Origin of the sequence: Pseudocitrobacter vendiensis (assembly GCF_943590815.1) — a bacterium.
Classification (GTDB): Bacteria; Pseudomonadota; Gammaproteobacteria; order Enterobacterales; family Enterobacteriaceae; genus Pseudocitrobacter; species Pseudocitrobacter vendiensis.
On record NZ_CALSBS010000036.1, the window covers coordinates 1 to 22,215 of the forward strand.

Sequence of the window (22,215 nt, forward strand, 5' to 3'; positions counted from 1 at the left end):
AACACCGCGCGCACAACTCACAACATTCGCATCCAACGCACCACAAAATCCGCAATTCCCTCAACGTCATTGATATCCAATAACGGCACATTCACCCTGAGAGAAATATCACTGGCCACAGCGATAACATGCTGATCGATCACCAGCTCTTGCGGCTTATGCCCGGCATCCTTGCGAAACAGCACAATTTTCGCGATTTCTTCATGCTTAAATCCCTCCACCAGAATTACATCCAGCTTTGATGCATCCATTCTGCTGGCCAGGAATACGAGATCCAACTCCTCTTCCTCTGGTGTCTCCGTCATCAGCGCCCAGCGCTGTTTACTGGCAACCAGCGTTTGTGTTGCGCCTGCTTTACGCAGTTCATAGCTATCCTTACCCGGCTTATCCACATCCATATTATGGTGCGTATGCTTTATAAGGCCCGGTCGTATCCCGCGCTGACATAGCGCTGGGATCAACTGCTTAAGCAACGTTGTTTTACCGGTCCCGCTCCATGCCGCTATCGCTAATAAGGGAATCATGAGTGCGCCTCAAACCACGCCAAATCATCCAGCGTATTCACGTTACTGAAGGCTTCCCGGCAATCGCTAAAATCCACTGCATGCCCACCAGCTTCACGCATAAAGACCATCACCCGGCGATCGCCACGTGCAAGATAGGCTTCAATATCTGCAGCGACCCGGCGATGAACCAGTGCTATTGCCGGATGATCGCGGTCGCCATCATGAACCCACACCACTGGCGCTTCAGTACGCTGAGATTGTAGACGCTCCGCCAGATGGGCAGGAATAAACGGCGTATCACACGGGCAGAACAGGAACCACTCGCCCTCAGCTTGCCTGATGACAGAAGCCATTCCGGCAAGTGGCCCCGGAAAATCGGCAAGCGTATCCTGATAAACGGGAAAACCACTGGCCAGATACACCGAAATATTGCGATTAGCGCTGATCGTCACAGTCTTCACCTGCGGCTGTAAACGATCCGCCACATGTTTCCACAGCGGTTTCCCGTGCAGCGTCATTAATCCCTTATCCTGTCCACCCATTCGTGATGCTTTACCACCCGCCAGCACGACGCCCTTTATATTCACTATATCGCCTCTTTTATTGTGGGTTTGACCCTGCTACCGTGTGTTAATCAAGAGTAAGGAGCACGACCATGAAATGTAAACGTCTGAATGAAGTTATTGAACTCCTCCAGCCAGCCTGGCAGAAAGAGCCGGAACTGAACCTGATGCAATTTTTGCAGAAACTGGCGAAGGAGTCAGGTTTTGAGGGGGAACTGGCAGATTTAACGGATGATATTCTGATCTATCACCTGAAAATGCGTGACTCGGCGAAAGATGCCGTGATTCCGGGTATCCAGAAAGATTACGAAGAAGATTTTAAAACCGCGCTGTTACGCGCACGCGGTGTGATTAAAGAGTAAAAGGTTGTAAGCACAGCCGCTGAAAGCGCTACGAAATGATATCCTGAACTATTCGTATAGTTAGTCGGATTGGCAGGATGAACGACAAGGCTTTCACTTTTCAGACATTGCACCCGGATACCATTATCGATGCGTTATTCGATCAGGGTATTCGGGTGGATTCTGGCCTTACCCCGTTAAACAGCTATGAAAACCGGGTTTATCAATTTCAGGATGAAGATCGCCGCCGTATGGTGGTGAAGTTCTATCGCCCCGAACGCTGGTCGGCTGACCAAATTCTGGAAGAACATCGCTTCGCCCAGGAACTTCTTAATGATGAAGTGCCTGTTGCCGCGCCTATCACTTTCAACAACAAAACGCTGCTGACCCATCAGGGGTTCTATTTCGCCGTATTCCCAAGTCTGGGAGGCCGCCAGTTTGAATCTGATAATCTGGATCAAATGGAGTGGGTTGGGCGTTATCTGGGGCGTTTGCACCAAACCGGCCGTAAGTCGCGCTTTGTAGCCCGTCCGGAAATTGGCGTGAAAGAGTATCTTATTGAGCCGCGCGCCGTTTTTGAACATTCCGCTCTGGTTCCCGCCGCGTTGAAAGAACGTTTTCTGAAAGCGACCGACGATCTCATTGATGCTGTGATGGCACAGTGGCATGGCCGCTTTAACACGCTGCGCCTGCACGGTGATTGCCATGCCGGGAATATTCTCTGGCGTGACGGGCCGCTGTTTGTTGATTTGGATGATGCGCGCACCGGCCCTGCGGTACAGGATCTGTGGATGTTGCTGAATGGCGATTGTGCCGAGCAGCGGATGCAGATGGAGATGATTGTTGAAGCCTACGAGGAGTTCAGCAATTTCAATCTGGATGAACTGGCACTCATTGAGCCTTTACGCGCGATGCGATTGGTTTATTATCTTGCGTGGATTATCAGGCGCTGGGATGACCCTGCGTTTCCTCAGAATTTCCCCTGGCTTACCGGGGAAGATTTCTGGCTGCGGCAGATTTCGATATTTATTGAGCAGGTGAAGGTTCTTCAGGAGCCCCCTCTTCAGTTAACGCCAATGTATTAATTTGACATATTCAGGAGAGAATTCGTTATGAAAAAAATTTGGCTTGCGCTGGCAGGTATGATTCTGGCATTCAGCGCTTCCGCTGCTCAGATCACCGATGGCAAACAATACACCACCCTCGATAAACCGGTTGCCGGCGAGCCGCAGGTACTGGAGTTCTTCTCGTTCTATTGCCCGCACTGCTATCAGTTTGAAGAAGTGCTGCATGTTTCCGATACCGTGAAACAGAAACTGCCGGAAGGCACCAAAATGACCAAATACCACGTTGAGTTCCTGGGCCCGTTGGGCAAAGATCTGACTCAGGCGTGGGCGGTTGCAATGGCACTGGGTGTGGAAGATAAAATTACTGCGCCGATGTTCGAAGCCATTCAGAAAACACAGACTGTCCAGAACGTTGCCGATATCCGTAAGGTCTTCGTCGATGCAGGCGTAAAAGGTGAAGAATATGATGCCGCATGGAATAGCTTTGTGGTGAAATCCCTGGTAGCACAGCAGGAAAAAGCGGCCGCTGACCTGCAACTGCAGGGTGTTCCGGCGATGTTTGTTAACGGCAAATATCAGCTGAATCCGCAGGGTATGGATGCCAGCAACATGGAAATCTTTGTTCAGCAGTATGCTGATACCGTAAAACAACTTATTGAGAAAAAATAAGTTTAATAAATAATATATAAGGCTCGCAAATTATTGCGGGCCTTTTTTATATCTTCCGGATAAACACATTCTGATAATTCGCTTTTAAGCCTAACAAATATACAGGCTCCAGATATTCTTTTATATAATAACCCAACATATTTATTAGGGATGATTGTCATGAAAAAGAGTGTCGTAGCGGCGGGCGTAGTGGTTGCTTTGGGTGTGTGTTGGATAGGTAGCGCATGGTATACCGGTAAACAGATCGAACCGAAAGTTACCGATTTTGTTTCTTCTTTTAATCAGGCCAGTAAAGCGAAATCCTCACAAATGGGGATGACATTAAGCTACAAGGATTTTTCTGGTGGCTTACTGAGTTCTCATTTTCAGGTGGTGCTGACGTTTGAACATGGCATAGAGGCTAGCGGCATTAAAGCCGGGCAGAACATTGCGTTTAATGTCGATGTTGATCATGGCCCTTTCCCACTTTCCTCGCTGGCGAAAGGCAGTTTTGCTCCTGCAATGGCGGCGATGAACGTGTCGCTGGTTAACGGTGAAATGACCAAACCGCTTTTTGATGCGGCAAAAGGGCGCTCGCCAATCGATGCAAATATTCGTGCAAGTTATGATAAAACTATCGCGACCCAGATTGTAGTGGCGCCAGCCTCTTATTCCGATACCAAAACCACATTTGCGTTTGAAGGGGGTGAATTTAATGTCTCAGGCGAAAACTCACTGCTCACGGATGCACAGATTAATGGGCAGTTAAAAAACATTGTTATTAGCCAGGATAATAATGATGTAAAACTTTATTCAGATTCAATGACTGTTACGTCAACGGCTAATAAGGTTGATGATAATATCACTGTTGGCCATGCAGATGTATCACTGAATAATATACGAGTAAACTCCAGGGGCAAAGATTTAATACAGATTAATGCCCTCACCGGAACCGGCGCTTTGGCATTATCCAGTGATAAAAAACACATTAACTATACCCAGGAATATGGCATCAAAGATTTGACGCGTGAAAATCAGAATCTGGGAAGCGGTAAAATTGCCCTGGTCTTAGAGAATCTCGATCCTGTTGCGATTCGCGAGTTGTTCACTAATTACAACGCGGAACTGAGTAAGGCTATCGTGGCCAATCCTGCGCTGGGTGAAGATGAAGACGCGATGGGTGAGATCAGTTTGAAACTGCTCATGAAGTACATCGCCAACATCCAGAAAAGCGAGCCAGTCATTAAATTCCCGATTAGCTGGAAAAATGAAAAAGGGGAAATGACGGCTAATATTAATATCGCCATTGCCGATCCGGTCAAAGCAAAATTCACGCCAGGAACCTTAACCGAATCCGTAGACCAGAATGTTAAAGCCATGACGGCCAACGTCATGCTGCCTCTGGATGTTTTCACCTACACCGCTAAGCAAATAAAGCTGGCGGAGGGTAAGGATGACGCTGCCGCACAAAAACAGGCTGAGAAAGACGTTAAAAATGCCATTACGGTTGGTAAAATGATGGATCTTATCAGCGTGGACGATAAAGCGGCGAAGCTTGATTTTGAATATCAGCAGGGAAAAGTTGTCTTTAACGGCAAAGAGATGACGGCGGAAGAGTTTATGGCGCGGGGAGGTCGTTTCCTGCCATAAGTTGATAATCTCGCCTCCTGCCATTCAGGAGGCGAGATATAGGTATTATTTCTTCTGTGAATGCGGCGTAATGAGAGACGTCAGCAATGTATCTTTTTCTTCCCACAGTGAGTTCAGCCACTGCTGGAAACGGCGCTTGAAGTTCTTATCTGAGACATAATCACCGTGTAACTCTTCGGCCACCGGCAGCAGATTCACGCGTACCACAATGCGCGTTAGCTTCCCACTTAGCATGTCAAAGAAGGGGCTGTCGTTGTTTTCCGGGTAACACAACGTCACATCAAGCAACTTATCGAACTGCGCACCCAGCACGCTCAGCGCCATCGCAATGCCAGCGGCTTTCGGCGGCAGCAGATTTTTATACGGCGAGCGGGTCTGGCGGCGTTTCTCTTCGGTAAAGCGTGAGCCTTCGACAAAATTCACAATAGTGGTGGGATGCGTGCGAAACTTCTCGCAGGAGCGGCGCGTCGTTTCAACATCTTTTCCGCGACGCTCCGGATGGCGGATGAGATAGCTATGCGAGTAGCGACGCATAAACGGCATATCCAGCGCCCAGCAGGCCAGACCGATAAAGGGAACCCAGGCCAGTTGCTGCTTCAGGAAATACTTATTCATTGGAATGTGCTTACGGAAAATCACGCACAGCACCACGATGTCGGCCCAACTGTGGTGATTGCAGATAAGTAAATACCAGTTCTTTTTGTTCAGCTTCTCCAGACCCTGAATTTCCCACTTCAGATGTGGGTTGAGATGCAGCAGCGCCGCCAGGCCTTCACACCAGCAGTACATCATAAAATTGCAAAAAACGGAGACGGAGCGCCAGATTGCCGGAATGGGCAAAATGAGCTTAACAAGCCCGGCGATGATGATCGGCACGGAACACAATATGGTCAGTAAAATAGTAAGCGCGATACTTATGGGAAGCGTTATCGCCGCGAGCAATCTCGACATAATTAGTTTATTCAGATAGTTAGTCATTTAACGCGCGCAGGCAAAACGCACAAGGGGCTGATTTTATCAGAAAACACACCCAATGACGGGTCTTACCAGAACAGAAAAATAACCTCTGCTTATATCCACACAGGATAAATTGTCACCACATCTTATTTTGAGTTGGCGATCTATGTGTAACTATATGAAAAATATAATATATTTATGGATTATATAAACGAGAATGATCACATGTTATTAGCATAATAAAACTATACACAAAGTTATCCACAGTTTTGATTTGCGAGTGATCCAGAAGATCTGCAAATCTTTTCGCGTAAATGGGGCGAAAAACTCATGTTTTCATGCTGTCTGTGGCATGCTTTAACCATAATCTGATAAACAGGCACGGAAATTATGGTTCAGATCCCCGAAAATCCCCTTATCCTCGTTGATGGCTCCTCGTATCTTTACAGGGCGTATCATGCTTTCCCACCGCTGACCAACGGCGCAGGCGAACCGACTGGCGCGATGTATGGCGTGCTGAATATGCTGCGCAGCCTGTTGCTGCAATATCAGCCGACGCATGCGGTTGTGGTGTTTGATGCGAAGGGTAAAACCTTCCGTGACGAACTGTTTGAGGATTACAAATCTCACCGTCCACCGATGCCTGACGATTTGCGTGCGCAGATCGAGCCGCTGCACGCGATGGTGAAAGCCATGGGGCTTCCGCTGATGGCTGTATCGGGTGTTGAAGCGGATGACGTGATCGGCACGCTGGCGCGCGAAGCGGAAGCGGCGGGGCGCCCGGTGTTGATCAGCACCGGCGATAAAGATATGGCGCAATTGGTTACGCCGGGTATCACCCTGATTAACACCATGACCAACACCATTCTTGGCCCGGAAGAAGTGGTGACCAAGTACGGTGTGCCGCCAGAGCTCATCATCGACTTCCTCGCGCTGATGGGCGACTCCTCGGATAACATTCCGGGCGTGCCGGGGGTGGGCGAAAAAACCGCGCAGGCGCTGCTGCAGGGGCTGGGTGGGCTCGATACTCTGTATGCCGAATCGGATAAAATTGCCGGGCTGAGCTTCCGTGGCGCGAAAACCATGGCCGCGAAGCTCGAGCAGAACAAAGAGGTGGCGTATCTCTCCTATAAACTCGCGACCATCAAAACCGATGTTGAGCTGGAACTGACCTGCGAACAGCTGGAAGTGCAGCCGCCAGCGGCGGAAGAACTGTTGGGGTTGTTCAAAAAGTACGAATTCAAACGCTGGATAACCGATGTTGAGTCCGGTAAATGGTTGCAGGCGAAAGGCGCGAAGCCGACAAAATCCGCTGCCAAACCTGCGGAAACCATCGTGGTGGAAGATGAAGTCGAAACCACCGCCACCCTGAGCGCCGATAACTACGTCACGATCCTGGACGAGGCGACCCTGCTCGACTGGATTGAGAAGCTGAAAAAAGCGCCGTTGTTTGCTTTCGATACGGAAACGGACAGCCTCGATAATGTCTCTGCCAATATGGTCGGCCTGTCGTTTGCAACCGAACCCGGTGTTGCCGCATATGTGCCAGTGGCGCACGATTATCTTGACGCGCCAGAACAGATTTCCCGCGAACGCGCGCTGGAACTGCTCAAGCCGCTGCTGGAAGATGAAAAATGCCTGAAGGTTGGGCAGAACCTGAAATATGACCGCGGGATCCTCGCTAACTACGGCATTGAACTGCGCGGGATTGCCTATGACACCATGCTGGAATCCTACACGCTGGATAGCGTGGCGGGCCGCCATGACATGGACAGCCTTTCTGATCGCTGGTTGAAGCATAAAACCATCACCTTTGAAGAGATTGCCGGTAAAGGTAAGAAGCAACTGACCTTCAACCAGATCGCACTGGAAGAAGCGGGCCGCTATGCGGCGGAAGACGCCGACGTCACGCTGCAACTGCATCTGAAAATGTGGCCGAAGCTGCAGAAGGAAAAAGGGCCGCTGAGCGTCTTCGAAAATATCGAGATGCCGCTGGTGCCGGTACTGTCGCGCGTGGAACGCAATGGTGTGAAGATCGACCCGGCAGTTCTGCATGCGCATTCGCAGGAGATTGCGAAACGGCTGGTGGAGCTGGAGCAGAAAGCCTTTGAGGTCGCTGGTGAAGAGTTTAATCTCTCCTCGCCAAAACAGTTGCAAACCATTCTGTTTGAAAAACAGGGTATTAAGCCGCTGAAGAAAACCCCTGGCGGCGCACCGTCTACGTCGGAAGAAGTGCTGGAAGAGCTGGCGCTGGATTATCCACTGCCAAAAGTCATTCTTGAGTATCGTGGCCTGGCGAAACTGAAATCTACCTATACCGACAAGCTACCGTTGATGATCAACCCGAAAACCGGGCGCGTGCACACCTCTTATCATCAGGCTGTCACCGCAACGGGACGTCTCTCCTCAACGGATCCGAACCTGCAAAACATTCCGGTACGTAATGATGAAGGGCGTCGTATTCGTCAGGCGTTTATTGCGCCGAAAGATTACGTGATTGTTTCTGCGGACTACTCACAAATCGAACTGCGTATTATGGCGCACCTGTCGCGTGATAAGGGCCTGCTGACTGCGTTTGCGGAAGGGAAAGATATCCACCGCGCGACGGCGGCGGAAGTTTTTGGTTTGTCGTTAGAGAGTGTCAGCAGCGAACAGCGTCGCAGCGCGAAGGCGATTAACTTTGGTTTAATCTACGGCATGAGTGCTTTTGGCCTCTCCCGCCAGCTCAACATTCCACGTAAAGAGTCGCAGAAGTATATGGATCTCTACTTCGAGCGTTACCCTGGTGTCATGGAATATATGGAGCGCACCCGCGCACAGGCGAAAGAGCAGGGTTACGTTGAAACGCTGGATGGCCGTCGTCTTTATCTCCCGGACATCAAATCCAGCAACGGCGCGCGTCGTGCCGGGGCTGAACGTGCCGCGATCAACGCTCCCATGCAGGGCACTGCCGCAGATATCATTAAGCGAGCGATGATTGCTGTGGATGCCTGGCTTGAGAGTGAAAAACCGCGCGTGCGCATGATCATGCAGGTGCACGATGAACTGGTGTTTGAAGTGCATAAAGATGACGTGGACACCGTGTCGAAGAAAATTCACGAACTGATGGAAAACAGTACCCAACTGGATGTGCCATTGCTGGTGGAAGTGGGCAGCGGCGAAAACTGGGATCAGGCGCACTAAGCTTTCGGTGACCAAGCGCTTTTTTGGTAAGTAAGCAACATAACTTATAGCGTTTTGTGATGAACATTAGAATTCGCTATGTAATAAGTGAAAAAAAACTACAAAAAGTGCTTTCTGTGACCAAAAAAAAAGAGTAGAGTTAGTCGCGTAGGGTACAGAGGTAAGATGTTCTATCTTTCAGACCTTTTACTTCACGTAATCGGATTTGGCTGAATATTTTAGCCGCCCCGGTCAGTAATGACCGGGGCGTTTTTTATTGGGCGAAAGAAAAGCCGCCGGATGGCAGCTTTGCGTGAAACCCGGGTCGGGCAACCGCGCCCGACGACAGAATGATTACTCTTCGGCTTCTTCAGCCGCCACTTCCGGCGGGATCTCACTGTACCAGGTGTCCAGTTTCTGACGCAGCTTATCCACACCCTGCTTTTTCAGCGATGAAAACGCTTCAACCTGCACGTCACCGTTAAAGGCGAGCACGGCTTCGCGCACCATGTTGACCTGCGCTTTGCGCGCACCGCTGGCGAGCTTATCGGCTTTGGTCAGCAATACCAGCACTTCAATTTCACTGTCTACGGCCCACTGAATCATCTGCTGATCAAGATCTTTCAGTGGATGGCGGATGTCCATCAGGATAACAATCCCTTTCAGACACAGGCGTTTTTCCAGGTATTCACCCAGCGCACGCTGCCATTTAATTTTCATCTCTTCCGGTACTTCGGCGTAACCGTAGCCCGGTAAGTCGACCAGACGTTTACCGTCAGCCACTTCAAACAGGTTAATCAACTGTGTACGACCCGGCGTCTTTGACGTACGAGCCAGACTTTTTTGGTTGGTCAGCGTATTCAGCGCGCTGGATTTCCCGGCGTTGGAGCGACCTGCAAAAGCCACTTCGATGCCGGTATCGGAAGGTAAGTGGCGGATATCTGGCGCACTGGTCACAAAATGCGTCAGTTGGTAATTCAAGTTAGTCAAAACGGTCGTCTCCGTTAAATCAGGCAATGCTGGCGATTATACCCGATCGGCAAAAAAAGGCTGATTTTCCTCAGCGAGTCTACTGGATGTAAGCAAAACCCCTACAGTTTGTGAGATATTGCCCATAAACCCTATGCGAAATTTCAGAGAAGTTTGAGAAGAAAAAATCGGTAAAAATAGATAAATCATAGAGTTAATGTTGGGGAAAACTCTGATTTTATATTTATGTGCCGTTTCGCTGCTTGTTAGTTTAGCTCAACAAGGTAAAGTATCACTCATTGGCGAGGACGCCGGAAGGATTTCTAACTCAGGATGAGGGTCAGGAGCGCCAGGAGGCGAAGACTTAGGATTGTCAGGATGACAAACGTCCGGAGACGTAGAGAAAGGAAATGGAATCGTACAGGGATTGTTCCAGGCTAAAGGAAAGACAGGGTGTGTCGGTAGCTAACATGGAATGTAGCGCCCGTTGAGGGTGGAGAGTCAGGAAAAAGGCGACAGATTACTCTGTCGCCTTTTTTCTTTGTTGGTATTCTGCTAGATTCCGCCTCAATTCTATACTGAATAAAACGGCCATAAGACGACACCATGAAAAAACCCACATCTGCACCGCGTGCCAAAACACGCCGCAAAACCCGCGAAGAACTGGACCAGGAAGCGCGCGAACGTAAGCGCCAGAAGAAACATCGTGGCCATACGCCGGGCAGCCGTGCAAGTAGCGGCGGTGAATCTGGACGCGCGGGCCAAAAAGGTCAGGAAAAAGATCCCCGTATTGGCAGTAAAAAACCTGTTCAGCTGGGCGTAACCGCTGCGCAGACAACCCCTCGTCAGCAAAAACCAAAAAGCGAGAAACCTATGCTTTCACCGCAGGCTGAGCTGGAGCAGTTAGAAACGGATGAGCGTTTGGATGCGCTGCTGGAACGCCTGGAAGAAGGCGGAAAACTGAATGCTGAAGAGCAAAGCTGGGTCGATGCCAAACTGGATCGTATCGACGAGCTGATGCAGCAGCTTGGCCTCTCCTATGACGATGACGAAGAAGAAGAGGAAGACGAGGGCAAGGAAGATATGATGCGTCTGCTCAAGGGCGGAAACTAACGTTTGCACGCAGTCGGTTTCCCGGTCCTGCTTATAACCCTTCTGGTTATATGTTATCTGGTGTGGTTATTCGTTAAACTACAACGGTTGTCGCGGCGTCAAAAACGGCTGCGCAACCGGCTAATGGCTCAACAAGGAGCCAGGCCGGCACGCCGTCGTCGTTAGCGACGTCACTGGAAGGAGTAAGCATGTCTGTGCAGTTAATCGACTGGGATCTGGCCCTGATCCAGAAATATAACTATTCCGGGCCACGTTACACTTCGTATCCCACCGCGCTGGAATTTTCCGACGCGTTTGGCGAGAGCGAGTTTCTGAATGCGGTTGCGCGTTATCCCGAGCGGCCGCTGTCGCTGTACGTGCACATCCCGTTCTGCCATAAGCTCTGCTATTTCTGTGGCTGCAATAAAATTGTCACGCGTCAGCAGCATAAAGCCGACCAGTATCTCGACGCGCTGGAGCAGGAAATTCGCCACCGCGCACCGTTGTTCACCCAACGTAATGTCACCCAGTTGCACTGGGGCGGCGGCACGCCAACCTATCTGAATAAAGCGCAAATTACGCGCCTGATGACGCTGCTGCGCGAGAACTTCCACTTTACCGCCGACGCCGAGATCTCCATTGAAGTTGATCCTCGTGAAATCGAGCTGGACGTGATCGACCATCTGCGCGCCGAAGGCTTTAACCGCCTGAGCATGGGCGTGCAGGACTTCAACAAAGAAGTTCAGCGCCTGGTAAACCGCGAGCAGGATGAGGAATTTATCTTCGCGTTGCTGAATCACGCACGCGAGATCGGTTTTACCTCAACCAACATCGACCTGATCTATGGCCTGCCAAAACAGACGCCGGAAAGCTTTGCCTTTACGCTTAAACGCGTGGCGGAACTGAACCCGGATCGCCTGAGCGTATTCAACTACGCGCATCTGCCAACCCTGTTTGCCGCGCAGCGTAAAATTAAAGATGCAGATTTACCGACAGCCCAGCAGAAGCTGGATATCCTTCAGGAAACCATCTCATCGCTCACTGATGCCGGTTACCAGTTTATTGGCATGGATCACTTCGCCCGCCCGGACAACGAGCTGGCTGTTGCTCAGCGTGAAGGCGTGCTGCATCGTAACTTCCAGGGTTATACCACGCAGGGCGATACCGACCTGCTTGGCATGGGCGTATCCGCCATCAGTATGATTGGCGACTGTTACGCGCAGAACCAGAAAGAGCTGAAGCTTTATTATCAGCAGGTTGATGATCGCGGTGATGCGCTGTGGCGCGGGATTGCCTTAACGCGCGATGACTGCATTCGTCGCGACGTGATTAAGGCACTGATTTGTAATTTCCGCCTGGAGTTTGCCGCTGTTGAGCAGCAGTGGGACCTGAATTTTGACGACTATTTCGCGGAAGATTTAAAACTGCTGGCGCCGCTGGCGAAAGACGGGCTGGTGGATGTGGATGAAAAGGGGATTCAGGTGACGCCAAAAGGTCGTCTGTTGATTCGTAATATCTGCATGTGCTTCGATGCTTATCTGCGCCAGAAAGCGCGGATGCAGCAGTTCTCACGCGTGATTTAAACAAGCGCCCGGTAGCAACCGGGCCTACAACGGCTCGTTGTTTGTAGGCCCGATAAGCTATAAGCGCCATCCGGCGCAACGCTGTGCTACTCCATTCCCAGCTCTTTCAGCTTGCGCGTCAGGGTATTACGCCCCCAACCCAGCAAACGTGCGGCTTCCTGTTTATGCCCCTGAGTATGACGCAGCGCGGTTGTCAGCAGCGTACGCTCCATTTCTGGCTGCGCTTCCGATAACAGGTTTTGATGACCGGAACGCAGGGCACGATCGGCCCATTGCGCCAGCAGCGTCGCCCAGTTATCAGGCTGCGTGTGGGTTGTGCCATCTGGAACGGTGGTTTCAAACAGTTCGCCTGGCAGATCCTGAATCAATACTTCCTGGCCTGCTGCCATTACCGTCAGCCAGCGGCAGGTGTTTTCCAGCTGGCGCACGTTGCCTGGCCACGCCAGACGCGTTAACGCCGCTTCGGTTTCCGGGTGCAGCAGTTTCACTTCTACGCCGAGCTCGCGTGCAGCAATTTGCAGGAAGTGGCGCGCCAGACGTGGAATGTCCTCGCGACGCTCGCGCAGCGGCGGCAGATGCACGCGGATCACGTTCAGGCGGTGGAATAAATCCTCACGAAATTTCCCCTCCTGCACGCGCAGCTCCAGGTTCTGGTGAGTCGCTGCAATGATACGCACATCCACTTTCACCGGCGCATAGCCGCCGACGCGGTAAAACTGCCCGTCGGCCAGCACGCGCAGCAAACGGGTCTGTACATCGTTGGGCATGTCGCCAATTTCATCGAGAAACAGCGTGCCGCCGTCTGCCTGCTCAAAACGCCCCTGACGCACGGTATTAGCACCGGTGAACGCGCCTTTCTCGTGGCCAAAGAGTTCGGATTCAATCAAATCTTTCGGTATCGCCGCCATGTTCAGGGCAATAAACGGCGCTTTCGCGCGTGGGCTGTGGCGATGCAGCGCATGCGCGACGAGCTCTTTACCGGTACCGGATTCGCCGTTAATCAGCACGCTTATTGATGACCGGGAGAGTCGCCCGATAATGCGAAAGACGTCCTGCATCGCCGGCGCTTCGCCGATGATATCGGCGGTAGGCCCGAACGCGGGCACATCTCGCGGCTGCTGCTGTTCCTGATAGTGGCTGATGGCACGTTCAACCAGCGCTACCGCCTCATCGATATCGAACGGTTTGGGCAGGTAATCGAATGCACCCTGTTGATAAGCGCTGACCGCCGCATCCAGATCTGAATGGGCGGTCATTATGATGACCGGAAGCATCGGGTGACGCTGTTTAATCTGTTTGAGCAGCGCAAGGCCATCCATGCCCGGCATACGGATGTCCGACAGCAGCACGTCCGGCGTTTTGGTGGTGAGCGCATCCAGCACCTCATTGCCGCTTTCAAATGTGGTACAGCTTAAGCCCGCCCCGGTGAGTGCGCGTTCAAGCACCCAACGGATGGAGCTATCGTCATCTACGACCCAGACTATCCCTCGTTGCATAAACACACCTTATTTTCGAATTGGCAGGTAAACCGAGAACTCGGTATGGCCTGGCCAACTGGTAAATTCAATTTTTCCGGAATGCTGATCGATCAGGCTGCGGGCGATGGATAAACCCAGCCCGGTACCGCCTTCGCGGCCACTTACCATCGGATAGAACAGCGTGTCCTGTAAATGGGACGGAATGCCCGGCCCGTTATCTTCAACGTCAATGCGTGCCGCCAGGCGATAGCGCTCGCCGTGTAGCGTCAGCTGGAACGCGGTGCGGGTACGCAGAATGATTTCGCCGCCCTCTGGCCCTAACGCCTGCAACGCATTGCGTACAATATTCAGCAAAACTTGTTCAATCTGGTCGGGATCGTGCGGTAACTCCGGCAAACTCGGATCGTAATCACGTACCAGTCGCACGTTATCCGGCAGCTCCATCGACACCAGCGAAAAGACGCGTTCGGCTACTTTGTGGATGCTTTCGGTCACGTGCATGCCCGGCTGTTGCGGCCCCAGTAGACGGTCGACCAGGTTGCGCAGGCGGTCGGCCTGCTCAATGATCATTTTGGTGTATTCAGTGAGCGACGGGTCGGGCAGCGCTCTGCTTAACAGCTGTGCTGCGCCGCGTAAGCCGCCGAGCGGGTTTTTAATCTCATGGGCTAAGCCACGGACCAAATCACGCGCCGCAATCTGCTGGGCGTGCTGTAGCTGCTCCTGGCTTAAACGGCGTTGGTTATCCATCGGGGCCATCTCCAGCAAAATAAAGCCGTCAGGCAGCCGCTGAGCCGTCAGAGAGAGGATATGCGAGCGTCCGTCGATCACCAGCGTCACTTCGTTATCCGTGAAGCCCTGGCCCGTTTGCAGGCTCTCCTGCATCAAACCGATATTCAGCGAGAAATAGCTCAGCAGTTCCGGTAACGGCGTACCGAACAGTTTTCGCGAGCTTTGCGCCAGCAACTGCTGCGCCGCCGGATTGGCGTAATGCACCGCCAGGTCGTCATCGACCAGCAGAATGCTATTAATTAAAGAATTGAGGATCTGCCCAGCATCGGGCAGCGCGCCGGTTGCCATTTAGCAGTCTCCTTAGATTGCACTGTTTTAGTGCATTATAGCTGGATGGACGGGAAAAAGGCGCTAACTACGCGTTTTTGTGGAGAAAAAAGCCCATCCAGAGATGGGCTAAACGTTCCACGGCAACAACTTACTCAGCTTGTTCTTGCCGCCAGGCGGCGACAAGAAGTGGGCGGAGAATGACTAACTTAAATTAAACGCTGTAGTACAGCTCGAACTCTACCGGGTGCGGAGTCATGCGCACACGGTCATCTTCTTCGCGGCGCAGCGCGATGTAAGCATCGATGGATTCGTCAGTGAACACACCACCGGCTTTCAGGAACTCGCGGTCCAGATCCAGTTCTTTCAGTGCTTCTTCCAGAGAACCCGCAACCTGTGGGATCTCTTTCGCTTCTTCCGGCGGCAGGTCATACAGGTTTTTGTCCATCGCCTCGCCCGGATGGATTTTGTTCTTGATGCCGTCAAGGCCAGCCATCAGCAGTGCTGCGAAGCACAGGTACGGGTTAGCTGCCGGGTCCGGGAAGCGCACTTCGATACGACGCGCTTTCGGGCTGGTAACAACCGGAATACGGATGGAAGCAGAACGGTTACGGGCAGAGTAAGCCAGCATAACCGGCGCTTCGTAACCCGGGACCAGACGTTTGTAGGAGTTGGTGGTCGGGTTCGCCAGGGCGTTGATCGCTTTCGCGTGTTTGATAACACCGCCGATGTAGTGCAGCGCCTGCTCAGACAGACCCGCGTATTTGTCACCAGAGAACAGGTTTACGCCGTTCTTGGACAGAGACATGTGGCAGTGCATACCGGAACCGTTATCGCCAAACATCGGTTTTGGCATGAAGGTCGCGGTTTTACCGAAACGGTGCGCAACGTTGTGAACCACATATTTGTAGATCTGAATTTCGTCCGCTTTTTTGGTCATGGTGTTGAAGCGGGTCGCAATTTCGTTCTGACCTGCCGTTGCCACTTCGTGGTGGTGAGCTTCAACAACCAGGCCCATTTCTTCCATGATCATACACATGGTAGAACGGATGTCCTGGGAGGAATCAACCGGCGGAACCGGGAAGTAACCGCCTTTCACGCCCGGACGGTGACCTTTGTTACCACCTTCGTATTTGGTGGAAGAGTTCCACGCGCCTTCGATATCGTCGATAGCCACGTGAGAACCGGAAATGGATGCGCCGAAGCGGATGTCGTCAAACAGGAAGAATTCTGGTTCTGGCCCGAACAGTACGGTGTCGGCGATGCCAGTGGAGCGCAGGTATTCTTCAGCGCGTTTTGCGATGGAGCGCGGGTCACGGTCATAGCCCTGCAGGGTACCTGGTTCCAGGATATCGCAGCGGATGATAAGTGTCGGTTCTTCGTAGAACGGGTCAATGAGTGCGGTAGATGCGTCCGGCATCAGAACCATGTCAGATTCGTTAATGCCTTTCCAGCCGCCGATAGAGGAGCCGTCAAACATTTTGCCTTCTTCAAAGAATTCGGCATTAACCTGATGGGAAGGGATAGTGACGTGCTGTTCTTTACCTTTGGTATCGGTGAAGCGCAGATCGACAAACTTCACTTCGTGCTCATTCAGCATCGTCAAAACGTGTTCAGCGGACATACTTTACATCTCCCGGATTTGTCATTGTCGTCGTGGTAACGAGGTCTTCAAACACTTCTTAAAAGTGGCGTTGTTGCCCTGGAATATACAAAGCGAAATCTGTGCCAACTTTCAAATTACCCCCAAAAGGCGCTATCATGCGCATCATAGTGCAAAAGGGCTGCACCACGATGGTGTCATTGCACCAGTATAGTGCTTATATGTGAACATAGAGCACCATATTGGTGCAATTTGCGTTAAGGTGCCCTTTTTTCGCTCCGTGAAAGCGATCACAAAGGAACTCTGCAATACTTGTTTGCGGAGGATGTTTGTGATCCTGTTTTGTACTGCGATTAATCCGTGTACAATAACGCGCTATTTCTAATGCCCGAGGCAAAGTTGTGATCGAAAATTTGCGTAACATCGCCATCATCGCGCACGTTGACCATGGTAAAACTACCCTGGTTGATAAGCTGCTGCAGCAATCCGGTACGTTTGATGCACGTGCCGAAACTCAAGAGCGTGTGATGGACTCCAACGATTTGGAGAAAGAGCGTGGGATTACCATCCTCGCGAAAAACACCGCTATCAAATGGAATGACTACCGTATCAACATCGTTGATACCCCAGGGCACGCCGACTTCGGTGGTGAAGTTGAACGTGTAATGTCCATGGTAGACTCCGTGCTGCTGGTCGTTGACGCATTTGACGGCCCGATGCCGCAGACGCGCTTCGTGACCAAGAAAGCCTTTGCCTATGGCCTGAAACCTATTGTTGTTATCAACAAAGTTGACCGCCCTGGTGCGCGTCCTGACTGGGTTGTTGACCAGGTATTTGACCTGTTCGTTAACCTTGATGCGACCGACGAACAGCTGGACTTCCCGATCGTTTACGCGTCTGCGCTGAACGGTATCGCGGGTCTGGATCACGAAGACATGGCAGAAGACATGACCCCGCTGTATCAGGCGATTGTTGACCATGTTCCTGCGCCGGACGTCGATCTCGACGGTCCTCTGCAGATGCAGATCTCCCAGCTGGACTACAACAGCTATGTGGGTGTTATCGGTATCGGCCGTATCAAACGCGGTAAAGTGAAACCGAACCAGCAGGTCACTATCATCGATAGCGAAGGCAAAACCCGTAACGGTAAAGTCGGTAAAGTACTGACCCACCTGGGTCTGGAACGTATTGACAGCGACATCGCTGAAGCTGGCGACATCATCGCTATCACCGGTCTGGGTGAGCTGAACATCTCTGACACCATTTGCGACACGCAAAATGTGGAAGCGCTGCCAGCCCTGTCCGTTGATGAACCGACCGTTTCTATGTTCTTCTGCGTAAACACCTCTCCGTTCTGCGGTAAAGAAGGTAAATACGTCACGTCTCGCCAGATCCTTGATCGTCTGAACAAAGAACTGGTCCACAACGTGGCGCTGCGCGTAGAAGAAACGCCGGATGCTGACGCATTCCGCGTGTCTGGTCGTGGTGAACTGCACCTGTCCGTTCTTATCGAAAACATGCGTCGTGAAGGTTTCGAAATGGCGGTTTCCCGTCCGAAAGTTATCTTCCGCGAAATCGATGGCCGTAAACAAGAGCCGTTCGAAAACGTTACGCTGGACGTTGAAGAACAACATCAGGGTTCTGTGATGCAGGCTCTGGGTGAGCGTAAAGGCGACCTGAAAAACATGAATCCAGATGGCAAAGGCCGCGTACGTCTCGACTACGTGATCCCAAGCCGTGGTCTGATCGGCTTCCGTTCAGAATTCATGACCATGACTTCCGGTACCGGTCTGCTGTACTCCACCTTCAGCCACTACGACGATATCCGTCCGGGTGATGTGGGTCAGCGCCAGAACGGTGTACTGATCTCTAACGGCCAGGGTAAAGCAGTTGCGTTCGCACTGTTCAGCCTGCAGGACCGCGGTAAGCTGTTCCTGGGTCACGGTGCAGAAGTGTACGAAGGCCAGATCATCGGTATTCACAGCCGTTCTAACGACCTGACTGTAAACTGCCTGACCGGTAAGAAACTGACCAACATGCGTGCGTCTGGTACAGACGAAGCAACGGTTCTGGTTCCGCCGGTTAAAATGACGCTGGAACAGGCTCTTGAGTTCATCGATGACGACGAACTGGTAGAAGTTACCCCAACTTCTGTCCGTATCCGTAAACGTCACCTGACCGAGAACGACCGTAAACGCGCAATGCGCGGTGCGAAAGAAGAGTAATCCTCCTCTTTAACGCATGAAAAACCTGCCAGTGATGGCAGGTTTTTTTTTGCCTTCACGTCATGGCAAGGGCCTTTTTATTCCCCTTTTAAATACGGGGCTACTGCTTAAGAGAGCTTTGTCACAATTATCCGCAAAGTTCTGCGGTGCTGTTTGCGTTCGTTTTCGCCGTGAGCGTAAGATGCATTATCTGGTTTAAACCAATAGGATTAAAACAAACAATGATGGAAAATCAGTCCACCGTTGAGAATGCCAAAGAGAAGTTAGATCGGTGGTTAAAAGATGGCATTACCACGCCGGGCGGAAAGCTCCCCTCTGAAAGAGAGTTGTGCGAGCTGCTGGGCATTAAACGTATGACGCTGCGTCAGGCATTGTTGAGCCTTGAAGCGGAATCAAAAATCTTTCGCAAAGACCGTAAAGGCTGGTTCGTCACGCAACCGCGTTTTAATTACAGCCCCGAGCTGTCGGCAAGCTTTCAACGCGCGGCCATTGAGCAGGGTAGAGAGCCCTCCTGGGGATTTACGGAGAAAAGCCTGATTACGGACCTGCCGGAAATGCTACTGCCTCTGACGGCGGCGACACCCTCTGAGACGCTTTATCGTGTAACAGGGTGGGGCGCGCTGGAAGGCCATAAAGTCTTCTATCATGAAACGTATATCAATCCGGAAGTGGCGCCAGGCTTTATCGATCAACTTGAAAACCACTCTTTTTCCTCGGTTTGGGAAAAATGCTATCAAAAAGAGACCATTGTAAAAAAATTAGTGTTTAAACCCGTCAGAATGCCGGGCGATATCAGTAAACATCTGGGTGGCTCTGCCGGTATGCCTGCTATTTTAATTGAAAAGCACCGGGCCGACCGGAATAGCAATATTGTACAAGTAGACATTGAATATTGGCGGTTTGAGGCGGTTGACCTCATCATTAATCTGTAGGTGTTTTATGCTCACAATAAATAACGCAAGAAAAATTCTACAACGTGTCGATAATCTTCCTCTTTATCTGCATGCCTACGCATTTCATTTAAATATGCGCCTTGAACGTGTATTACCGGGTGACTTGCTGGATATTGCTTATGAGAATCAGCTACGCGGCGTCAAAATTCACGTACTGGATGGCGAGCGCTTCTCACTGGAAAACATGAGTGATAGCGAACTTGCGGCCTTTGGCGAAAAAGCCCGCCAGCTCACTCTGGATGTGCATATCGAAACCAGTGCTTCTGATAAAAAAGCGATCGACCAGGCTGTCGGGATTGCCTTAAAAACGGGCGCGTCATCGGTCCGTTTTTATCCGCGCTACGAAGGGCATTTGCAGCAAGTGATGTCGGTGATTGCCCGTGATATCGCGTACATTCGCGATACGTATCAGAACAGCGGATTAACCTTCACCCTGGAGCAGCATGAGGACCTGAAAAGCCACGAGTTGGCGACGCTTATTCAAGACAGCGGAATGGATTCTCTATCCTTACTGTTTGATTTTGCAAACATGATTAACGCCAACGAACATCCTTTGGACGCGTTAAAAACCATGTCCCCGCATATCACCCAGGTGCATATTAAAGATGCGCTGATCGTCAATGAGGACGGTGGGCTGGGGCATAAAGCCTGTATTTCCGGGCAGGGTGACATGCCATTCAAAGATCTGTTAACCGACCTTATCTGTCTCGGCGACGAAGAGCCGCAGGTGATGGCTTACGGCCTGGAAGAAGAAGTGGATTATTATGCTCCGGCATTTCGTTTTGAGCACGAAGGTGATAACCCGTGGATCCCCTATCGTGAAATGAGTGAAACACCATTACCTGAAAAAAGTGCGCTGGACGCTCGGTTGAGTAAAGAAAAGCAGGATGCGGTAAATCAGATAAATTATGTTCGGAGCGTGTTGCAACAAATAAAACAAGAGGCGACGCATCTTCTAAATCACTAATATGCTTTAAATTTATTAGCAGTTAATAAAAACCATCTTATAAGGATGGCCGGTATCCTATTGCCTTTTAAGACAGCGATTTAAAAAATCGCATAGGGGATGTTATGCTCACGAAAAAGAAATGGGCGTTATTTAGTCTGTTAACGCTCTGTGGCGGTACGATTTATAAATTACCTTCACTGAAAGATGCGTTCTATATTCCGATGCAGGAGTATTTCCATTTGACCAATGGTCAAATAGGTAATGCGATGTCGGTAAACTCATTTGTTACGACCATCGGCTTTTTCCTCTCAATCTATTTTGCCGACAAACTGCCGCGTAAATACACCATGTCTTTTTCGCTCATCGCGACGGGTTTACTGGGCGTTTATTTGACGACCATGCCGGGATACTGGGGCATCCTCTTTGTCTGGGCGCTGTTTGGTGTCACCTGCGACATGATGAACTGGCCGGTACTGCTGAAATCGGTAAGCCGGCTGGGTAACAGTGAACAGCAGGGCCGTTTGTTTGGTTTCTTTGAAACGGGGCGCGGCATCGTCGATACCGTTGTCGCATTCTCCGCACTGGCCGTCTTCGCCTGGTTCGGCAGTGGCTTATTGGGCTTCAAGGCGGGTATCTGGTTCTATTCCATCATCGTGATTGCCGTCGGCGTTATCATCTTCTTCGTGCTGAATGACAAAGAAGAGGCGCCGTCGGTTGAGGTGACAAAGGATGAAGACGCCAGCAAAAACACCAGCATGACGTCGGTTTTGAAAGACAAAACCATCTGGCTCATCGCCTTCAACGTCTTCTTTGTGTACGCGGTGTACTGCGGCCTGACGTTCTTCATTCCGTTCCTGAAAAACATCTACATGCTGCCCGTCGCGCTGGTGGGCGCGTATGGCATTATTAACCAGTACTGCCTGAAAATGATCGGCGGTCCGGTTGGCGGCATGATTTCTGACAAAATCCTGAAATCACCCAGCAAATACCTGTGCTACACCTTTGTGATCAGCACCGTGGCACTGATTCTGCTGATTATGCTGCCGCATGAAAGCATGCCGGTTTATCTCGGCATGATGTGTACATTGGGCTTTGGCGCTATCGTCTTTACCCAGCGTGCCGTCTTCTTCGCGCCGATTGGTGAAGCGAAAATCGCCGAAAACCAGACCGGTGCCGCGATGGCGCTCGGCAGCTTCATCGGTTACGCCCCGGCGATGTTCTGCTTTAGCCTCTACGGCTACATTCTGGATTTAAACCCGGGGATCGTCGGCTACAAGATTGTGTTTGGCATCATGGCCTGCTTCGCCTTCTGCGGCGCGGTGGTCTCGGTGATGCTGGTTAAGCGCATTAGCCAGCGTAAGAAAGAGATGCTGGCGGCAGAGGCTTGATTCTACGTCCAAATGGGCCGCGCAA

19 protein-coding genes are annotated in these 22,215 nt (G+C 51.3%); 12 read left to right on the top strand and 7 right to left on the bottom strand.

Going from position 1 to position 22,215, the window contains the following annotated elements; genetic code table 11:
• Positions 1-17 precede the first annotated feature (17 nt).
• Positions 18-524: a molybdopterin-guanine dinucleotide biosynthesis protein MobB gene (gene mobB / locus NMC31_RS23175; protein WP_149464279.1), complete on the bottom strand. Its 507-nt coding sequence runs from the start codon at positions 522-524 to the stop codon at positions 18-20.
• A complete protein-coding gene (gene mobA / locus NMC31_RS23180; protein ID WP_253899242.1) occupies positions 521-1,048 on the bottom strand; it encodes a molybdenum cofactor guanylyltransferase MobA in 528 nt (175 codons plus the stop codon). Before mobA ends, mobB begins: the two co-directional genes overlap by 4 nt.
• 113 nt (positions 1,049-1,161) lie before the next feature.
• On the opposite strand from mobA, the gene NMC31_RS23185 reads away from it, so the two are divergent.
• The 4 genes from NMC31_RS23185 (at position 1,162) to NMC31_RS23200 (ending at position 4,775) form a co-directional block, all read left to right on the top strand.
• Positions 1,162-1,431 (top strand): YihD family protein, encoded by a 270-nt coding sequence (locus NMC31_RS23185; protein ID WP_149464277.1) that lies wholly within the window; start codon positions 1,162-1,164, stop codon positions 1,429-1,431.
• 77 nt (positions 1,432-1,508) lie between these two features.
• A complete protein-coding gene (locus NMC31_RS23190) occupies positions 1,509-2,495 on the top strand; it encodes a serine/threonine protein kinase (RefSeq protein ID WP_253899225.1) in 987 nt (328 codons plus the stop codon).
• A 27-nt stretch (positions 2,496-2,522) separates the two neighbouring features.
• On the top strand, positions 2,523-3,146 hold the full coding sequence (gene dsbA, locus NMC31_RS23195) for a thiol:disulfide interchange protein DsbA (RefSeq protein ID WP_149464275.1): 624 nt from the start codon (positions 2,523-2,525) through the stop codon (positions 3,144-3,146).
• 159 nt (positions 3,147-3,305) lie between these two features.
• Positions 3,306-4,775 carry a DUF945 family protein gene (locus tag NMC31_RS23200; protein WP_253899226.1) on the top strand — a complete coding sequence of 490 codons (1,470 nt, stop codon included), beginning with the start codon at positions 3,306-3,308 and terminating at the stop codon, positions 4,773-4,775.
• A gap of 45 nt (positions 4,776-4,820) precedes the next feature.
• Here the strand turns inward: NMC31_RS23200 and yihG are convergent, their stop codons facing one another.
• Complete coding sequence (gene yihG, locus NMC31_RS23205) at positions 4,821-5,726, bottom strand: 1-acylglycerol-3-phosphate O-acyltransferase, YihG family (RefSeq protein WP_149464273.1); 906 nt, start codon at positions 5,724-5,726, stop codon at positions 4,821-4,823.
• A gap of 396 nt (positions 5,727-6,122) precedes the next feature.
• On the opposite strand from yihG, the gene polA reads away from it, so the two are divergent.
• Both polA and spfP read left to right on the top strand, forming a co-directional pair.
• The gene (gene polA, locus NMC31_RS23210) at positions 6,123-8,915 is read left to right on the top strand and encodes a DNA polymerase I (protein ID WP_253899227.1); all 2,793 of its coding nucleotides are present in this window, start codon (positions 6,123-6,125) and stop codon (positions 8,913-8,915) included.
• Positions 8,916-9,080: 165 nt separating this feature from the next.
• Entirely contained in the window at positions 9,081-9,128 is a 48-nt protein-coding gene (gene spfP, locus NMC31_RS26375) for a small protein SpfP (protein ID WP_071892919.1), read from the top strand.
• Positions 9,129-9,248: 120 nt separating this feature from the next.
• Here the strand turns inward: spfP and yihA are convergent, their stop codons facing one another.
• On the bottom strand, positions 9,249-9,884 hold the full coding sequence (gene yihA, locus NMC31_RS23215; RefSeq protein WP_149464271.1) for a ribosome biogenesis GTP-binding protein YihA/YsxC: 636 nt from the start codon (positions 9,882-9,884) through the stop codon (positions 9,249-9,251).
• Between the two features lie 585 nt (positions 9,885-10,469).
• On the opposite strand from yihA, the gene yihI reads away from it, so the two are divergent.
• Together yihI and hemN are read left to right on the top strand one after the other, a co-directional pair.
• Entirely contained in the window at positions 10,470-10,976 is a 507-nt protein-coding gene (gene yihI, locus NMC31_RS23220; RefSeq protein ID WP_149464270.1) for a Der GTPase-activating protein YihI, read from the top strand.
• Between the two features lie 188 nt (positions 10,977-11,164).
• The gene (hemN, locus tag NMC31_RS23225; protein ID WP_253899228.1) at positions 11,165-12,538 is read left to right on the top strand and encodes an oxygen-independent coproporphyrinogen III oxidase; all 1,374 of its coding nucleotides are present in this window, start codon (positions 11,165-11,167) and stop codon (positions 12,536-12,538) included.
• Between the two features lie 86 nt (positions 12,539-12,624).
• Here hemN and glnG read toward each other — a convergent pair whose 3' ends face one another.
• The 3 genes from glnG to glnA form a co-directional block, all read right to left on the bottom strand.
• Entirely contained in the window at positions 12,625-14,034 is a 1,410-nt protein-coding gene (gene glnG / locus NMC31_RS23230; RefSeq protein WP_253899229.1) for a nitrogen regulation protein NR(I), read from the bottom strand.
• 9 nt (positions 14,035-14,043) lie between these two features.
• Positions 14,044-15,093: a nitrogen regulation protein NR(II) gene (gene glnL / locus NMC31_RS23235; protein WP_015966561.1), complete on the bottom strand. Its 1,050-nt coding sequence runs from the start codon at positions 15,091-15,093 to the stop codon at positions 14,044-14,046.
• A 193-nt stretch (positions 15,094-15,286) separates the two neighbouring features.
• Positions 15,287-16,696 carry a glutamate--ammonia ligase gene (glnA, locus tag NMC31_RS23240; RefSeq protein ID WP_015966560.1) on the bottom strand — a complete coding sequence of 470 codons (1,410 nt, stop codon included), beginning with the start codon at positions 16,694-16,696 and terminating at the stop codon, positions 15,287-15,289.
• A gap of 380 nt (positions 16,697-17,076) precedes the next feature.
• Between glnA and typA the strand changes: the two genes are divergently transcribed.
• The 4 genes from typA to NMC31_RS23260 all read left to right on the top strand — a co-directional run bounded on the left by typA (position 17,077) and on the right by NMC31_RS23260 (position 22,190).
• Positions 17,077-18,900, top strand: a complete 1,824-nt coding sequence (typA, locus tag NMC31_RS23245; RefSeq protein ID WP_149464266.1) for a ribosome-dependent GTPase TypA — start codon at positions 17,077-17,079, stop codon at positions 18,898-18,900.
• 221 nt (positions 18,901-19,121) lie between these two features.
• Positions 19,122-19,832: a GntR family transcriptional regulator gene (locus NMC31_RS23250; RefSeq protein ID WP_253899230.1), complete on the top strand. Its 711-nt coding sequence runs from the start codon at positions 19,122-19,124 to the stop codon at positions 19,830-19,832.
• Between the two features lie 7 nt (positions 19,833-19,839).
• Complete coding sequence (locus NMC31_RS23255; protein ID WP_253899231.1) at positions 19,840-20,820, top strand: sugar phosphate isomerase/epimerase family protein; 981 nt, start codon at positions 19,840-19,842, stop codon at positions 20,818-20,820.
• Positions 20,821-20,924: 104 nt separating this feature from the next.
• Positions 20,925-22,190: an MFS transporter gene (locus NMC31_RS23260; RefSeq protein WP_149464263.1), complete on the top strand. Its 1,266-nt coding sequence runs from the start codon at positions 20,925-20,927 to the stop codon at positions 22,188-22,190.
• Positions 22,191-22,215: the final 25 nt, after the last annotated feature.

Excerpts from the sequence above, each read along its gene's own strand:
- dsbA (WP_149464275.1), top strand. The coding sequence starts at position 2,523 with ATGAAAAAAATTTGGCTTGCGCTGGCAGGTATGATTCTGGCATTCAGC.
- polA (WP_253899227.1), top strand. The coding sequence starts at position 6,123 with ATGGTTCAGATCCCCGAAAATCCCCTTATCCTCGTTGATGGCTCCTCG.
- NMC31_RS23260 (WP_149464263.1), top strand. The coding sequence starts at position 20,925 with ATGCTCACGAAAAAGAAATGGGCGTTATTTAGTCTGTTAACGCTCTGT.
- mobB (WP_149464279.1), bottom strand. The coding sequence starts at position 524 with ATGATTCCCTTATTAGCGATAGCGGCATGGAGCGGGACCGGTAAAACA.
- yihI (WP_149464270.1), top strand. The coding sequence starts at position 10,470 with ATGAAAAAACCCACATCTGCACCGCGTGCCAAAACACGCCGCAAAACC.
- NMC31_RS23200 (WP_253899226.1), top strand. The coding sequence starts at position 3,306 with ATGAAAAAGAGTGTCGTAGCGGCGGGCGTAGTGGTTGCTTTGGGTGTG.
- NMC31_RS23190 (WP_253899225.1), top strand. The coding sequence starts at position 1,509 with ATGAACGACAAGGCTTTCACTTTTCAGACATTGCACCCGGATACCATT.
- glnL (WP_015966561.1), bottom strand. The coding sequence starts at position 15,093 with ATGGCAACCGGCGCGCTGCCCGATGCTGGGCAGATCCTCAATTCTTTA.
- glnG (WP_253899229.1), bottom strand. The coding sequence starts at position 14,034 with ATGCAACGAGGGATAGTCTGGGTCGTAGATGACGATAGCTCCATCCGT.
- NMC31_RS23250 (WP_253899230.1), top strand. The coding sequence starts at position 19,122 with ATGATGGAAAATCAGTCCACCGTTGAGAATGCCAAAGAGAAGTTAGAT.
- hemN (WP_253899228.1), top strand. The coding sequence starts at position 11,165 with ATGTCTGTGCAGTTAATCGACTGGGATCTGGCCCTGATCCAGAAATAT.
- mobA (WP_253899242.1), bottom strand. The coding sequence starts at position 1,048 with ATGGGTGGACAGGATAAGGGATTAATGACGCTGCACGGGAAACCGCTG.
- NMC31_RS23255 (WP_253899231.1), top strand. The coding sequence starts at position 19,840 with ATGCTCACAATAAATAACGCAAGAAAAATTCTACAACGTGTCGATAAT.
- yihG (WP_149464273.1), bottom strand. The coding sequence starts at position 5,726 with ATGTCGAGATTGCTCGCGGCGATAACGCTTCCCATAAGTATCGCGCTT.
- glnA (WP_015966560.1), bottom strand. The coding sequence starts at position 16,696 with ATGTCCGCTGAACACGTTTTGACGATGCTGAATGAGCACGAAGTGAAG.
- NMC31_RS23185 (WP_149464277.1), top strand. The coding sequence starts at position 1,162 with ATGAAATGTAAACGTCTGAATGAAGTTATTGAACTCCTCCAGCCAGCC.